Annotated in this window: 15 protein-coding genes; 11 read left to right on the plus strand and 4 right to left on the minus strand. The window is 39.5% G+C overall.

Annotated features, from left to right (window positions below; translation table 11 throughout):
* The first annotated feature begins 8 nt into the window (after positions 1-8).
* Both AC3WTL_RS02540 and AC3WTL_RS02545 read left to right on the plus strand, forming a co-directional pair.
* Complete coding sequence (locus tag AC3WTL_RS02540) at positions 9-1,139, plus strand: M24 family metallopeptidase (RefSeq protein WP_248347812.1); 1,131 nt, start codon at positions 9-11, stop codon at positions 1,137-1,139.
* A gap of 69 nt (positions 1,140-1,208) precedes the next feature.
* On the plus strand, positions 1,209-2,390 hold the full coding sequence (locus tag AC3WTL_RS02545; protein WP_248347811.1) for an amidohydrolase family protein: 1,182 nt from the start codon (positions 1,209-1,211) through the stop codon (positions 2,388-2,390).
* A 61-nt stretch (positions 2,391-2,451) separates the two neighbouring features.
* Here the strand turns inward: AC3WTL_RS02545 and AC3WTL_RS02550 are convergent, their stop codons facing one another.
* Complete coding sequence (locus tag AC3WTL_RS02550) at positions 2,452-2,769, minus strand: 2-acyl-glycerophospho-ethanolamine acyltransferase (RefSeq protein ID WP_226617794.1); 318 nt, start codon at positions 2,767-2,769, stop codon at positions 2,452-2,454.
* Positions 2,770-3,040: 271 nt separating this feature from the next.
* On the opposite strand from AC3WTL_RS02550, the gene AC3WTL_RS02555 reads away from it, so the two are divergent.
* The 8 genes from AC3WTL_RS02555 (at position 3,041) to AC3WTL_RS02590 (ending at position 13,605) form a co-directional block, all read left to right on the plus strand.
* Entirely contained in the window at positions 3,041-4,432 is a 1,392-nt protein-coding gene (locus AC3WTL_RS02555) for a spore germination protein (RefSeq protein WP_492368943.1), read from the plus strand.
* On the plus strand, positions 4,429-5,523 hold the full coding sequence (locus AC3WTL_RS02560; RefSeq protein ID WP_248347809.1) for an endospore germination permease: 1,095 nt from the start codon (positions 4,429-4,431) through the stop codon (positions 5,521-5,523). Before AC3WTL_RS02555 ends, AC3WTL_RS02560 begins: the two co-directional genes overlap by 4 nt.
* Complete coding sequence (locus AC3WTL_RS02565) at positions 5,520-6,635, plus strand: Ger(x)C family spore germination protein (RefSeq protein ID WP_492368944.1); 1,116 nt, start codon at positions 5,520-5,522, stop codon at positions 6,633-6,635. The genes AC3WTL_RS02560 and AC3WTL_RS02565 overlap by 4 nt, the downstream gene beginning before the upstream one ends.
* Before the next feature lie 472 nt (positions 6,636-7,107).
* Positions 7,108-9,501: a sialidase domain-containing protein gene (locus AC3WTL_RS02570; RefSeq protein WP_492368945.1), complete on the plus strand. Its 2,394-nt coding sequence runs from the start codon at positions 7,108-7,110 to the stop codon at positions 9,499-9,501.
* A 94-nt stretch (positions 9,502-9,595) separates the two neighbouring features.
* Positions 9,596-10,747, plus strand: coding sequence for a cyclically-permuted mutarotase family protein (locus AC3WTL_RS02575; protein ID WP_248347803.1), 1,152 nt, complete (start codon positions 9,596-9,598; stop codon positions 10,745-10,747).
* Between the two features lie 204 nt (positions 10,748-10,951).
* A complete protein-coding gene (locus tag AC3WTL_RS02580; protein WP_248347801.1) occupies positions 10,952-11,314 on the plus strand; it encodes a Na-translocating system protein MpsC family protein in 363 nt (120 codons plus the stop codon).
* Positions 11,315-11,443: 129 nt separating this feature from the next.
* Entirely contained in the window at positions 11,444-12,466 is a 1,023-nt protein-coding gene (locus AC3WTL_RS02585; RefSeq protein WP_250800629.1) for a Nif3-like dinuclear metal center hexameric protein, read from the plus strand.
* Between the two features lie 17 nt (positions 12,467-12,483).
* Positions 12,484-13,605, plus strand: coding sequence for a hypothetical protein (locus tag AC3WTL_RS02590; RefSeq protein WP_197216229.1), 1,122 nt, complete (start codon positions 12,484-12,486; stop codon positions 13,603-13,605).
* A gap of 39 nt (positions 13,606-13,644) precedes the next feature.
* On the opposite strand, the gene AC3WTL_RS02595 is transcribed toward AC3WTL_RS02590, so the two are convergent.
* Together AC3WTL_RS02595 and AC3WTL_RS02600 are read right to left on the minus strand one after the other, a co-directional pair.
* Positions 13,645-14,109, minus strand: coding sequence for a hypothetical protein (locus tag AC3WTL_RS02595; protein WP_492368946.1), 465 nt, complete (start codon positions 14,107-14,109; stop codon positions 13,645-13,647).
* Positions 14,110-14,220: 111 nt separating this feature from the next.
* A complete protein-coding gene (locus tag AC3WTL_RS02600) occupies positions 14,221-14,700 on the minus strand; it encodes a DUF2975 domain-containing protein (protein ID WP_248347796.1) in 480 nt (159 codons plus the stop codon).
* Between the two features lie 450 nt (positions 14,701-15,150).
* Between AC3WTL_RS02600 and AC3WTL_RS02605 the strand changes: the two genes are divergently transcribed.
* Positions 15,151-15,777, plus strand: coding sequence for a class I SAM-dependent methyltransferase (locus tag AC3WTL_RS02605; RefSeq protein WP_248347795.1), 627 nt, complete (start codon positions 15,151-15,153; stop codon positions 15,775-15,777).
* Between the two features lie 616 nt (positions 15,778-16,393).
* Here the strand turns inward: AC3WTL_RS02605 and AC3WTL_RS02610 are convergent.
* Positions 16,394-16,537 carry a hypothetical protein gene (locus AC3WTL_RS02610; protein WP_248347794.1) on the minus strand — a complete coding sequence of 48 codons (144 nt, stop codon included), beginning with the start codon at positions 16,535-16,537 and terminating at the stop codon, positions 16,394-16,396.
* Positions 16,538-16,661 lie beyond the last annotated feature (124 nt).

The raw sequence follows: 16,661 nt of genomic DNA on the forward strand, positions 1-16,661 counted from the left end.
TGGAAAGCGTGGATGCAACGAAACGAATCAATCGATTAAAAGAGTATATGAAGGAACAGGGGATTTCTTCGGTATTTGTTTTTAATCCTGACCATCAATTTTATTTAACGAATTTTAAAGCTTTAATTTATTCACGGCCCATCATCTTTCATTTACAGGAAAAGACTGCCATGATTTTACCGGGTCTTGAAGAAACACATGCACAGGAACATTCACATGCAGATGATGTACTGGTCTATTATGAACATCCTGGGGCCGGCAGGGATGAGACTTCGCATATGGAGCATATACGTGCATTGGTAAAACAAAGTCCTGACTCATCAAAAATTGGTGTGGATTTAGCCTTCATCCCTGGGGAAGTTCTTCTCTATCTGCAGCAATCAGGCTATCAGGTGGTGGACATCGGGCAATTCATTTATCAAATGCGATTTATCAAAGATGAAGAAGAAATCCACATGCTCGAGCAGGCAGGTCAATTAGTGAACCTGGCAGTAAGCAAGTCATTGGCGCAAATTCAAGCGGGTATAACAGAAATGGAAATAGATGCAGCGGGAAATGCGGCGCTGTTTGAAGCAACTGCTGCACAATATCCGGATTCAGTTATTGATGTAGTGGTTATGTCACCTTCAGGGTTAAAACGAAGCATTATGCCGCACGTCTTCTCCAACACAAGAAAAATTGAAGCGGGAGATGTCATTATCCACAGCAGACAGGTTGGGCTAAATGGATATCGTGCAGAATTAGAGAGAACCGTCATTGTCGGAAAGCCAACATCCCAACAGGAAAAGGCATTTCAGGCTGCAATAGAAGCACAGCAGCGTGCGATTGATTTTATTAAGCCGGGTGTGAAATTTTCAGAGGTAGATGGTGTTGCCCGTGAAGTGTTTGAAAAGGCGGGACTTGAAAAATATGCGATTCACCGTACCGGTCATGGAATAGGTGTATCAGCACATGAGCAGCCATTTTTGCGTTATGACCATCATGATGTGGTAGAAGAAGGAATGGCATTTTCGATTGAACCTGGGATTTATATACCGGAGGTTGGCGGTTTCAGACACTCTGATACTGTTCTGATTACATCTGATGGATGCCGATTAATCACAGAATACCCGCGTGATATGGAGTCCCTGCTTTATTAACTTAAATATAAAACTTGAAAGGGAGAAGTATCACACTTCTTCCTTTTGAAATGATAGGAGGAACATGCGATGGAGTTTGTGATTTCGAATGTGCAGCTATTGTATGGGGAAGAATTGGATTGTAAAAAGGGGTTAGCACTTTGGATAAAAGATGGTTTGATCAAGGAAATGATCCCTGAATCCAAACTGCCAGCCGGTGTAAAGGTCATCGATGGAAATGGAGGGTTTGTCGCTCCAGGCTTAATAGATTTACATATTCATATGATGTGGGATGGTTCATTAAATCCAGTTCATACCTCTGAAACAGAAGGCTATGAGCAGATGCTGATAAGGGCTGTTGCCAATTGTCAAACCTATCTTCAGCACGGAATAACGACTGTCAGGGACATTGGCTCCATCGATGACATTGCGCTGCATGTGGCAAAAGGGATTAAAAGGGGGCTCATTCCAGGTCCTGATGTCATTGCTAGCGGGAAAACATTAACCATGACAGGCGGGCATGATCCGTTCTGGGCAAGATTTGTCGATGGGAAGGATGAGGCATTAAAAGGAGTACGCGAACAAATTTTTAAGGGTGCTGAAGTCATTAAAGTAAGTTCTACTGGCGGGGTCTATGGCAGAATAGAAGGGGAACAGGTCGGCCATGCGGAGCTTAGCCTGGAAGAGCAGGAAGTCATCTGTAAAGAGGCACACCGTTTTGGACTCAAAGTAGCGTCACATGCGATTGGCCGTGATGGGATACTTAATTCGATACTTGCAGGTGTGGATACAATTGAGCATGGTCATTACATGGATGATGAACTGGCTGCCTTAATGGAAGAACGGAATACCGCCTGGATTCCAACCTTGTTCGTCTATAAGCAAATTGCAACACAGGAAGGAATTCCTTCTTATGCACGAGATAAAGCAGAGGAAATCGTCGGCATTCACCGAAATGCATTTGAAACCTATTTTAACCGGAATATTTTAATTGGGGCCGGTTCAGATGCGGGTTCACCATGTACATCTCACCGGGCACTGCTGGATGAATTGTATACCATGAATGAGATTGTCCCTGATGCGAAAAAAGTCCTTAAAACAGCTACAGTAAATGCCGGGAAAATCTTAGGACGAGACGTTGGGCAAATTAAAGAGGGATACAGGGCAAATCTGATTTTGCTTAAGGAAAATCCAGTTGATTGCCTAAATAATTTAGAAAGCATAGAAATGGTTGTTGTGAGAGGAGAACCAGACGGTAAGAATTGCTGCTAAGAAGTTATGGTGGGGATGAAAAGCAGGCAGCTCCCTTTCGCCACAGGGAGCTGCCTTTTTTCTATGGGGCATTTCCGAAAAATTCATCTATAATTTCCATCATTAGCGCATAACCAATTAGGATCATAGGCAATAAATTAATTAGCAAAGCCAAAATCCTTTTAGATAATTGTTCTTTACTGAACAGTGAAACGATGCTCAATGGTATGGCAAACACGGAACCAAGAAAGGCAAGAATAACAAATACCCGCATGATGGAATCCAGAATCCCGCTTGAAGTTACTGACCATATCCATAAAGAAATTGGCCATATAATGACATTCGCGATGGCTATCCGAAATGAAATGAAAGTAAATACCTTCAGTTCTATCCTTCCCAAGAATTTCACCTTCTTTTAAGCTCTTCATTTATGTAAGGTAAACCATTTAAATTTAATTGTTATGAGAGGGACTAATTGCATGTTTTTCCAGCCTGCGTTACATACTAAGTTATCATAAATTTAGGCGGGAATCAGCTTATGAAATTCTTTCGGAAATACAATAAGCAGTCGAATTCATCTCAGCAGCAGAATCACAATCTGATTAGTTCAGATTTAATGGCAAATATAGAAAAAAATCCAGTCAATCTTTTGTGAGACACCTGACCTGGTTGTGAGGAAATTTGTCATAAAAGCATCACAAAGGCAAGCAGCACTCATATATTTGAGTGGAATAACCGATAGTCAGGTGATTTATAATCATGTGTTAAAACCACTTTTATTTGAAAAAGGTACCGATCCTAACGAAAAGGATCTAAGGGTCTCACTGGGTCAAATAAAAGAATCGAAACTGTGGCATGAGATTGAGAGTGCGATTCTAAATGGCGAATGCGTCCTGTTTGTTGAAAATGGAACAGGGGCCTTCATTTATAATACGCCTCTTTTTCCTAAAAGATCTATTGAAGAATCCCCGGTTGAATCTTCCTTACTGGGTGCCCATGTGGGATTCACAGAAGCCGGGGGAGATAATGTAGCGTTAATACGTAATTATATTCACAACAGAGAATTAAAAATAAAAGAAATCACTGTTGGAAAAAGGGGAAAATCGAAGCTGTCCATCCTGTATCTTGCAGATGTAGCTAATCAGGAGGTGTTGAAGGAGCTTGAAGATCGGATCAAGATAATTGATGTCGATGCTGTATTGAATGCAGGTGCGCTGGCAGAATACATCGAGGATGATCCTTATTCTCCTTTTCCGCAGCTGTTAGTGACAGAACGACCTGATTTTGCGGCTTCGGAAATTTTACAGGGAAGAATCGTCACCGTTGTTGACCGTTCGCCCAGTGTCATAATCGGTCCGGTAACATTTGATTCCTTTTTCAAGGCCATTGATGATTACAGTGCGCGCTGGATGGTTGCCACTTTTATTCGGCTGATGAGATACTTCGGTTTCTTTATCGCCATATTTCTGCCGGCAATCTATATCGCAATCATATCTTTTCATGTTGATATTATTCCTTTAAAGCTTCTATTGTCGCTGGGCGAATCACGGGAAAGGATTCCTTTTCCGCCTTATATTGAGGCATTTATAATGGAGCTCACTCTGGAAATGCTTAGGGAAGCGGGGATCCGGCTTCCAGTCCGGATTGGCCAGACGGTTGGCATCGTTGGAGGTATCGTCATTGGCCAAGCAGCAGTAGAAGCAGGGATTGTCAGTAATATCATGGTGATTGTTGTGGCTTTGACAGCCATAGCTTCTTTTATTATTCCTAATTATGAAATGGGTTCTGCCATTCGGATCATTCGGTTCCCCATGATGATCATAGCTTCGTTTTTTGGATTTGTAGGAATTATAGTCGGTTTCATGATGATCATTGCGCATTTCATTTCGCTTGAATCTTTAGGGATGCCGTATGGAAGTCCCTTTGCCCCTTTACGCTTTCAGGATTGGAAGGATGCATTAATCCGGCTGCCTCAGTGGTCGATGCAAAAACGGCCTTTAAATACAGGAGCCATTCAATTGAAAAAAGCAAATTCCAACCGCCCAGAAGGTGAAGAAACATGATAAGTAAAAATAAAATCACCTTAATGCAATACATTTTATTGATACATGGTGTGCAAATGGGGGTTGGAGCATTAACACTCCCGCGTGAATTAGCAGAAGTGGCGGGAACGGATGGCTGGATTACCATCATCGTTTGCTGGCTTCTTGCAACCATAGCCAGTTTAATCATCATACAGATTATGAAGAGAAATCCGGACGGAACAATCCTGGATCTTTTAGCCCGTTATTTTGGAAAATGGATTGGAAAGGCAGGAACCATTCTCTTTGCATTGTATTTTGCTTTACTAGCCAATGTAATTTTTATTCGCGAGGCACTTTTTATACAGGCGTGGATTCTGCCCGGTGCCGAAGTGTATATGCTCATTTTGCTATTATCCGTTCCAAGCTATCTGATTGTCCGGAAAAACGTCAGTATATTAGGCAGGTATAGTGAGTTCGTTTTTTTCATGACATTGTGGACCATCATTATCTATCTATTGCCTTTGAAATATGCCAGCTGGCTCCATTTGCTTCCCATCCTTAAGGAAGGGATAGAGCCCATTATTTCTGGTGTAAACACTGCTGTATTTTCATTTTTGGGTTTTGAAATTGCATTCTTTCTCTATCCCTTTTTACAAAAGAAAGAGAGAGCCTCCATGGGTATTGTGATTGCTAATACACTCTCATTGCTTGCCTTTTTGATGATAACCCTGGCAGCGTTTGCCTTTTACAGCCCTGATGAAATTACCATATATAACGAACCTATGCTTGAAATGTTAAAGGTTATCGAACTTCGATTTATCGAAAGACTGGAAATTGTGTTTTTTTCCTTTTATTTATTTGTTATGTCTACAACCGTCCTCCCATACATGTTTATGACCGTATATTGTACAAGCCAGCTTGCTGGAAAACCCGATCATCGGAGACATTTAGCATGGTTGTTGATTATAGAATTTGTATTTGTGGTGTTTTTTCCTCCAAGCTTCGAAAGAAATACACTGCTTAAACATGTGTCAGAAATGGCAGGTTTACTAGTCGCCTTTGTTTTTCCTCTATGCTTATGGGGATATGTCTGGCTGCATGGAATTTTTAAAAGGAGGCCAATCTCATGAACCGCTGGTTTCTGCCCGTTCTTATTGTTTTTCTTGTTGCCATGCTATCAGGCTGCGGACGAAATATCCCGCTGGAGGATTTAACGATTGCTTTGATTCTTGGTATTGATTTAGATGATGAAAATAATCTAATCATTTCTGAATCAAGTCCCGTGTTTAATAAAGAGGCTAAAAAAAGTGCCGAAACTTATCAAACCGAAACAAAATCCATACGGGAATCGAGGAGATATTTTGATTCCCTGTCAACTGGAAAGGTAACTGCGGCAAAAATTCAAGTCCTGCTGATTGGAAAACGGATATTGGAACATGAAGATTGGTTTTCAATCCTTGATACGGTTTACCGAAACCCTGCCTTTTCCATCAACACAAGAGTCATAGTGGTTGATGGTCCAGTGTCTAACGTTATGTTTTATGAAGCGAAGGATAAACCGCAGTTATCCCTATATTTGAAGGGAGTGGTCGATAATAATATTGATCGAACGAGAACAGTCATTGCCACACTCCAAACACTTCATAGGCAAATGTACGAAAAAGGGATTACACCCTCGCTGTCGGAAATAAAAAAAGACAGCGATATTAAATTAACGGGCGTGACATTATTGGATAAAAAAGGGAAATATGTTGATACGCTCGGTATTCAAAATTCATCACTTCTGGTTCTATTAAAGGATGAACAGAATGAAGAATTGACCCTCTCAATGCCAATGGCAAAGCTAAATGAGGAACCAGGCATTTTTCACAGGAATGAGTTGAGTCTGGATGTTGTAAAGGCAAACATTAAAGTCATGACTTCTTATGAACAAGGAAAATTTCATTTCAACTATAAAATTAAATTGGCAGTAAATATTATTGAACGGTTATTTCCTGCAGGCAGTGTAAAGGAAAAGGAGCTGCAGAAGATGATTGAGAAGGAATTGACATCCAGATTTGAGGATGTGATTAAGAAAATCCAGGAAAACAAAATTGATCCAATCGGTCTCGGTATTCATGCAAGAGCCTTTCAATATGAACAATATAAAAAAGTTGAAGAGCATTGGGGTGAAGCTCTTGCGGATTCAAACATCGATGTTTCCGTAGACGTTGAGATAAAATCAACTGGTGCTATAAGGTAAAAAGGAATATCCTCAGAGGTTTTACCTTTTTGTATATATCTTGCATTCATCACTCAAAACCTATCTTAAAAAGCCTAATTTTCGCACATTGAAAATTAGGCTTTTTAAAAACAGTTCATTTTATGTATGAGCTTTTCCCCATTGTCCATTTTCCTTCCCAGCAGCTTGACAATGCAGTAATGAATGCATGTCCATCAGTTCATTAAGGCTTTACGCCCCTTTAGACATATATCTTTCCTTTTTCTTCTAATACTTAAGATTCATTTTGGTGACAATTAACTGTCAATTTATATTATAGTATTGATAGTTTATTGTCTTAATGATAATATTTCCAGTACATCATGAAAAGGCTTTCAATAAAAAAATTTGGACTATTCCAACAGCGGAGGTGAAATCAAAGCTTAGTATGAGATGAAGTGAGAGCAACAATTTTTAAAGGTTAAAAGAATTATAGAAAAGAGGAGAGGTTTACTTGGTTAAAAAGATATGGATTGCAGTAGTTTCATGTGCAATGCTGCTGTCATTTTGTTTTACAGGACAGCCAGCATCTGCAGAAGGTTTTATTCCAGTAGTAGAGGTCAATAATCAAACAATTGAAAATGGATACTTCACTAATTTAAATGACAAAGCAGATACCTTAAATACACTGGATCAAGGGACCATTATAGTGAGATTCCAGCAGACGGGCTCCTCAATCATGTCCCTGTTTTCATTAAGCAATAATACGGTTAATGATGGTCATTTTCATCTTTATGTGTCTCCTTCTGGAGTTGGGAGTGAGAACCGATTTGAGAAGCCTGGTGAAGCAAAGAGTAATACTCATATCAGTGTATCAGTCCCGGTAAAAGCTAATGAAATACACACTCTTGCCATGGTGGTTGATCAGGATCAGGGTTATAAGTATTTCCTTGATGGAAAACTGATCAAAGAAGATACCACTTCACCCCGAAAGTTCCTTAGCAATATTTACAATCCAAACAGTGCACAACTGGGCCAAACGGAAAGAGCATCAGGGAATACTTATCCGTTCAAGGGAAATATCGACTTTGTGAAAATTTACAATGAACCATTATCCAATGAATACTTAACAGCTGTTACTGGTGAAACCAAAGCGGAGCCTTTAGTGAACCCATTACCTGAAACAGCTCTTATTTCAGATCCGAAAAGCTTGTTCTACCCAGGGTTTATGGATTCTAATAACTACCGTATACCTGCTCTGTACACCACAGATAAAGGGACACTTATTGCCGGAATTGACAGAAGAGTTGTTCATGGCGGAGATTCTCCCAATAATATCGATGCTGCCATTCGGAGAAGCTTCGACAGCGGTAAAACATGGGAGCAGGATGGGATCATGATAAATGACTATCCAGATCAGGCTTCAAACATTGATTTATCATTCGTTCAAGACCGTTCCAATGACCGTATATTTGCTTTGGTAGATGGTTTTCCGCATGGAGCAGGACTGATGGGCGGCTTTGGAAACAATGCCTATGAAGGAACAGGATTTAAAACAATCGATGGCAAAAAATACTTGTATCTGCTTGATAAAGAAAATAATGAATATACTGTGAGAGAGGATGGGAAGGTGTATGACGCATCTGGCCAAGTAACAGCATATTCAGTAGATGAAAAAAGGAATCTTTACGAAAACGGGCAAAAGATTGATAACTATTTTAGTTCAACTTCTCCATTAAAGGCTTATAAAACATCCTACTTGGAGCTTTACTATAGTGATGATGAAGGTGAATCCTGGACAGGGCCGATTGACTTGAATGATGAGACGAAAGAAGAATGGATGATTTTCCTCGGTACTGGCCCGGGAAATGGGATTCAATTAGATAATGGTCCTCATGCTGGCAGACTTATTTTCCCTGTCTATTTCTTAAATGAAAATAAAAAGCAGGCAAGTGCCGTTATTTACAGTGATGATCATGGGCAGACATGGAAACGCGGGGAATCTCCGAATGAAGGAAGAGATGTTGGAAACGGGCAAACAATCAATGAAAAGACTTTTTCAAATTCAGCTCATGAAATAACGGAATCACAGGTTGTTGAAATGCCGGATGGCCAGCTCAAGTTATTTATGAGAAATTTTTCAGGATATGCCCAAATTGCAACAAGTTTTGACGGCGGAGAAACATGGCATCCCGAGGTGATAACTGAAACTGCACTCGTTGCGCCGTATAGTCAGATGTCTGCCATTCGATATAATGGGCAAATTGATGGAAAAGAAGCGGTCATTTTCTCCAGTGCAAATGATTCCACCAGCCGTATTAATGGAACGGTGCGCGTGGGGTTAATTGAGGAAAATGGAAAGTATGAGAACGGACGTACAAAATACAGCTTTAATTGGAAGTATCAGCAGCTTATAAAAGAAGGCCATTACGGTTATTCCAGCTTAGCGCAGCTGTCTGATGGCAATATAGGGTTATTTTATGAAGGCACCTCCAATACGAATATGGATTTTATTCGATTTAACACGGATTTCTTAAAATGGGACAAGTACTTGGAATCTCCTGATCCACAGATTACCAGCTTTGAAGTCATTCCAAATCAGAAAGATAAATATCGAAAAAAAGATAAAATTAAAGTTGAAGTTGGCTTTGATGGTTATACCATGCTCATGGGAGCGAAACGTTTACACGGTAAACTTGGTGATTTCGATGTAAGCTTTGACCTTGTTGAGGAAAAAGGAACAGACCGCTTTATCTTTGAAAGCTCAGTGCCAAAGAAGCTGAAAAAAGGCACTTACACCATCAGCTTAAACTTCGATGATTCTTTATCGGTTTACAATGTGTATGGAAATAAGTTTCCAAAAGGGTCGGAACAAGATGCATTGACAAATCAAATAATCGTTAAATAATAGGCACGAACAGGTGCAGGAGACCATGTCCCTGCAGCTGTTCACCCTGTCTATATGCTTATAGTGGCAAATGATTATTCATGGAGGAGATCGGATGAAAAAGAAGGTTATAGTGTTTGCACTTACAGTTATGCTGGTAGCAGGCGGGAATATGTGGTCGAAAGCAGAAGCTCATAATAATCATAAAAAATCTGCAGATAAAATAACATGGGAGCATGCAGGAGAGCTGGAACCGCAAAAGGGATTTGAAGAGAATATTGGAACGGCAGGAGTATTATCCGGCTCTTACAAAAACTTTGTCATCGTCGGAGGAGGAGCAAATTTCCCTTATGAAACGGTTTTAAATGGGGGAGAGAAGAAGCATTATCCAGATATCTATGTGTTAGAAAAAGATAAAAATGAGTTGAAACTGGTTGATCATACAACTCTTGATCATGAAATAGGATATGGATCTTCCATTACGACAGATAAAGGTGTTTATTATATTGGCGGAAGTCCAAATCAAGAGTTCGGCAACGATATCCTGCTCCTGACGGTTGAAAAAAATAAAAAATTGGAAACAAAAAAAATCGGTGATTTACCGTTTACTATAAGCGACGGTATTGCTGTTGAGAAAGATGGAAAACTATATATTGGACTTGGAAAACAAAATGGTAAAGACAGCAATAAATTATTTGAATATGATGTAAGAACATCTAAAACGAAAGAGTTAGCGACTATTCCTGGAGAAGGCTCAAGGAATCAAAGTACAGCTCAATTACTAAATGGAAATCTGTATGTATTTAGCGGCGGGGGGACAACTGCCTACACAGATGGATATAAATATAATATTAACAAAAATTCCTGGACGAAGGTTTCTTCAGTCAAGGCTGCTGATAAAGAAATTTCATTGTTGGGAGCAAATTCGGTAAAATTAAATCAGGATGAGATGCTGGTAATTGGCGGATTTAATAAAGAGATATATGATGATGCTGTGAAAAATTTAAGTACCTTAACAGGAGAAGCATTGGCTGAGTTTAAAACGAAATACTTTAATGCTGATCCTTATGAGTTTAAATGGAATAAAGAAATATTAATCTATAATGCCAAAAAAGACACTTGGAGATCGATAGGGAAGGTTCCTTTTGATGCTCCATGTGGTGCAGGCTTAGTACTAATGGATAAACATATTTTTTCGATTAATGGGGAAATAAAACCTGGAGTAAGAACGAATGCCATTTTTTCAGGGACAATACTAAACCATTAATTCAGCTTGATATTTTTGCAACAATTAAAAAAAGCCTAATCTTCCAGTATCGGAAATTAGGCTTTTTATAAAAAATGGATGATGCGTGCCGCTAATTGCTCGCCGCTAATAGATTTTTAATATAAACACTTTACAGATACTATTAACTATGATAAATTCTATTTATCAAAGGATTCTGAAATTTCAAAAATATGGTGTGAGTGAATGAGTTGGACTGCTGGCCCATTTAAACAGGAACTGATCAAGGACTATAACAATATCAATCTTCTTTTGTTTAACATTGGCGTCAAAAGTCAAAGAGTCGAGTTTTTGGGGGATAAGATATTAATTTTCGCCTATCATAAGAGAATTCCATCTCTTAAACATTTGGACGAGATTAATCGCTTTGTAACCCGAATGACTGACATTGCCATCATAGATAGTTATAAGGAACATTTAAGAAATGTCCTGGAAGAAAAATATGGGATGAAGGTACTTTCTATTTTAAAGGACTATGATCCCGTTACTGAACTCTCAGGAACGATCATTACCCTGGATCAGGATACAAGTGCCTATATTTCAAGGTAATTAAATAATGGTGACTGGTCAAATGAACTCTTAAGAGTGCATAAAAACCGTCAGTACAAGCTTTCAGACTAGCGTCTGTTTGTTTTGTGCTGACGGTTTTTTTTATAAAAAAATAGAGGAGGCAACATTATGAAAACAGTAGAAGATGTATTGATTGCGCTGGATGAGCTGACAGGAGGAAGAGTGATTAAATCTCTGAATGACATTACGAGAGGGGAGCATCCCTTTGTCATCATGAAATCTTCCAACATTCCCGGGAAAGAAATCATTGAAACGCCTGGTCTTGTTTATGGTGAAATGAAGAAGGAGGTAAAAAAAGTAGCAGTTGCTATGACAATGACAGAAGGATCTATCGAACTTGCCGGCGCCACTGGTGTCGATGCCATTGTTGCTCATCATCCGATAGCTGAAGCGGCTAATTCAGGTGGAGTTATCTTGAAAAACTATCTGGATTTGTATAATGTCGCTGCATTTGAATTGCATGAAGCTTTCCATGGATTACATCCTGGCATTCCTTTTTTGCACGGCCATCAGGTATACCGGACAGAGGTTTCTTATGGAGGCGTACACGGAAATATTTTATATGCAGGGAAAGTACTCCCTGATGTGAAAACACTGGGGGATATTTTAACACGGCTGGACCATTTTATGGGTCTGAGAGATGAAGAGGAATTGTTACATACGGAAAAGGAAATACGCCATAGTTCATCTCTGTCTGAAACTAGTATAGTGACACGCGGGAGAATTGTTCATGGAGAAGAGACAAGCCCCGTGAACAATATTGTGCACATTTTCCCGCATACAGGATTTTCCCCGGAACATTTGCGTCAAGCCATCCAGGAACACCCGGAAGCTGACACAGTTCTCGCTAGCATTAGCCGGGTTTATGACGGACATCCCCTTATTGAAACAGCTAAGGAGTTAGGACTTAATTTTATTATCGGAAATTGCCATGTGTTAGAAATACTTGAAAATGGTTTACCTTTAGCTTATGCCTTGGACAGACTGCTGCCTGATGTTGAAGTTGTTGTTTTCCGGGAACGTGTGACAAGCATATCCTTAAATGAAATGGGATCTCCTCAGTTAAAGAAATATGCAGAAGAAATGGCTGAAGGCTATCTATTGAAAAAAACGGCTGTCCAAACAGTATAAAAAAGGGGTGCAGGTAGATGAGCGAGGTTAAATCGTTAGTACAAGAAAATTTAGAAATAGAAGAGAATAGTGTTCCGATTCCTTTAACGAGAAAATGGACACGAATTGAAGCAGTCGGTCTGGGTTTGGTCATCATCTCACTGCTGGTATTGTTAATCACGCCAGGCACATTAGCCGGGTTATTTACTTCCATTGTCGACCAGGTTTTCCCGGTCATCGTAGAGATATTCTTAACCGGCACGGTAGGAGTGTCCATTATTGTCAGTGTCATTATAGGCCGGGTCCTGGAAAGGCTGGGATTTACGGATGCGCTAATTCGGATATTCATTCCTGTTACAAAGCTGATGAAAGTGAATTCGGCTGTTATCATTCCAAGCATATATAATATTCTTGGTGATATTAATGCTGCCGGGAAAATTGCCGGACCGATCTTAATCCGTTCGGGAGCAACAAAAGCAGAGCAGAAAATAGCGGTAGCCACTATGGTTCAATCCCAGCAGTCTTTTGCTACATTTATGTTAGGCATGGTTGCTTTAACGGCAGTAGGGGCCAATGCCTTTGTCGTGGTTGTGCTGGCTGTCTTCATGCCTGTCATTGTTGTCCCGTTCCTGCTTTCTAAAACCATTTACCGGGATACGAAAGCTGTCCAAATTGCAAAGCTGCCTCAATTTACACCGAAGACTGGCTTTTTACCCACTTTATTTAATGGAGCCAGGGAGGGAGCAGAGCTTTTATTCCTTCTCATTATACCGGCTGCCGCTGTCGTGTTTGCTGCTATTGGTGTTCTGGACTACATCGGGATTTGGTCAAAATTTGAATCCGGCTTATCAGCCGTTTTGTTAGCTCTTAATATTCATCCAGAGACCGGAATTCTCTCCATTTTGGCAAGCCCTGCGCTGGCCATGGCCCAGTTATCAGAAGTTGCGGGTTCATTGGATCCGCGTTTGGTCATCGGATCATTCGTATTAGCTTCATCCGGCTTACCTTTGTCTACAATCTTTGGTCAAATTCCGGTTATATGGGCAGCTAATTCTGACCTTAGTGAAAAGGAGGCAATGGGAGCGGCTGTACTAGGAATCGTCATGCGTATTTTGACAGCCTTTTTGATTGTTTATTTCTTAACGCCGATATTAGTTTAATGCTTGGATGGAAGGTAAAGAAATCAGTTTTTGCTTGATCTAAATTTTACCCAGTAAAAAAGAAAGATCGATCAAATATTGATTTGGAGGGATCCTCTCAAATGATTGGGGATCCAAGTGAAGCTCTGTTTTTCTTAAAAGATTGTTTTTCTCGATCCATAAGAACAGAACGGCCGTTTGATGAATGGGTTCCATAATCCCTTTCATCGGCGCAAGCAGTTCAATCTTAAGACCATCCAGGGGAAAGTCAGGCCGGCAAATAAGCTTACAAGGTGCTGTTTGTAAGGGTTCATAGTGATTTATTGTATGATCAGACAGATGGTGGATCCTCCCGGTAGCTGCAATTCTTTTATCAGGGAGGAGCAGTCCAGATTCATGATAGATATCTCTTCCGATGGAGGAAGGGATCTTTTTTTTGTTCCATAAAATGGACATCGAAAAAGTGTGGCCAGGCAATATCGTCCATGCTCTTTTGGCTATCAATTCAAATCCGATAAAGGACATGGCTATCCCTCTTTCCTGTTGCTCGATACTGATGTTTATGCTCGAGGAAGAAAAAATATCTGCTATGTCTCCATCGATTATGATCGAGTTGAGGTGTGAGTCCTGCTAGGGTTACAGTTGTTTTTTATCCAGGAAATTTTTTAATGGCTTTTGAAGTACATCCATAATGCCTGCGATGATACTTGTTGCCAACATGCCCATTAGACTTAGTGAAATGGGACCTGCTGCATCGTCACCTGTAACTTCTGCAAGCACCTTTAAGCTTACAATTCCTAACAGAATGAGGAAAATAACTGTAAAAGCACATTTTTTTATAACATTTAAAGATTTAAGTGATAACTCAGAGAAAGCATTGTTCCTTTCGATATAGGTTAATAGTTTAAATGCTTGGTACAACGCAACGGAAAACGTGATACAGAATCCATATGCACATACTAAAAAGGGGATTAGGAAATAAGCTGTATCTGGATGTACCTTTGCATCTTGTATGGCTATTTCAGGTAACCAAAAGATACACAAAGCAAACACCGCAATTCCAATCAGAAAAATAAGTACTTTTAAGAAAGTGATTGAACCTTGTTTAGCACTCATTTAAAGCACCTCATTGATTTAATGATAAAATGACTATAACACTGTATTTATTGTTTTTCAATAAATTAATATTGTTTTTAGTTACTTTATTATTGTTATATATAATGGGAGTGGTTAGCTGGTCTCCTTGGACAAATGTGGTGCATTTAAGTGGAGAAGGGGCTATATTCTCTCTGCCTGAGAAGGGAAAAGTGCTGGATCATTTCTGAAAATGATATAAGAGCGCGATGACAAAAACATAGGGGCGGTTCTGGCGATTCAATCTGATACGCTTGAACCGTCCCTGTGTATTCATAGTTGTTGCATGAATGATAAATATGTGATTTAATGATTTTATAAATCGTAACAATTACGATTTTGTTGCAAGTTAGGTGAATTTCCAAATATAGCTAAGGCTAATAGAAAACAGCTTAATCTTAAGAAAGAAGCCAAACAAAAGGAGATTGAAGGATGACAGAATTCTGGGAATCAAACTTTATAGAAAAGCGGACGATGTGGGGATTTGAACCTTCAGACTCAGCAATCCAGACGAAGGATTTTTTCCTCGAAAAGAAAGTGAAGGATATTTTAATTCCTGGGTTTGGATATGGCAGAAATGCGAAGGTGTTTATTGACAATGGAATAGATGTAACAGGAATTGAGATTTCAAAAACAGCGATTGAATTGGCAAGAGATAATGGGCTTACGATGCCTATTTTTCACGGTTCCGTAACCGATATGCCTTTTGATGACAAGCTTTATGATGGGATATTCAGTTATGCGCTTATACACTTATTGAATGAGAGTGAACGGGAGAAGTTCATTAACTCCTGCTATAATCAGTTAAAGCCAGACGGATATATGATTTTTACTGCGATTTCAAAAGAAGCCCCGATGTATGGAAAGGGTAAACAATTGGGTAAAGACTATTTTGAGATCATGGATGGAGTAAAAATGTTTTTCTATGATTCCGACTCAATCAGACAGGAATTTGGACAATATGGACTGATCGAAATATCGGAAATTATGGAGCCGCATAAGGATAATGAAACGAAACCTCCTTTTACATTTACAATGGTAAAATGTCAGAAAAAATGATGAAGAGGATTGCATTTACTTTTCTCTAAGTTTTGTAAAAAACGCTAAAGGATTTCCCTTTAAGCTTAAATGCCCGCCTATTAATAAAGGCAGGCATTTTTTAGACGTATAACAGCTTAAAAATCAGGAAAATAGTATCTATCTCTTAACACATGATTAACAACTAATCACCTGTCCCTCCTTTTGAATAATCTATTATGAAGGAGGTGAGCTGTAATGTTGGGGGATTCGAAAGAGAATCAGTCAAGCTGTTCTTCTGGAAGAAAGGTTAAATCATTATTTCCACAAATAGAAATTGTGCCTAGAAGGAATCTGGGAGACACTCCAGACGACAACTGCGAGTATTATTGTATCGGCTATGTTTGTGTTAAAGTCTGCTATGGAGAATAACCAGCTTATTTTGACCATGAGCGTGTTTTGCGCTCAGGCATACATAATAGTACTGGTCCTGGATTGACGATTTACATTTATGCTTAACAGTCGTTATTATAGCAAGGCAAAAACCTGTATTATAGACACTATTTAGCAGGCTGTTCTTCCCCTGAAAAACATTCATTCGAAAATTTTGTTTGGCAGTGTAAATTTTCAAATAGAAAAAACCACTGGAAGTGGTCTTCTAATCTCTCATTGCTCCTGCTTCTCTGGAAGTCATTGCACCTTGCCCCCGGCTTACATCTTTTTGGATTTCTTGTTTTATTTTTTGCGGATCGGTTCCGGCCGGTTTCATCATATTGTTCTTCGCTTGTTGCTCCTGTTGCATACAGATCCCTCCTCAATTTTTAACACAACCTTATAATTTACAATAAAACACTCATTTATCAGAGGATTTGAGAAAAAAGAGAGGAGAGCATTAAAGCTAAGAAGAACACTTTCTGCTTTATGCA

The organism is Cytobacillus sp. EB106-05-05-XG126 (genome assembly GCF_058791715.1).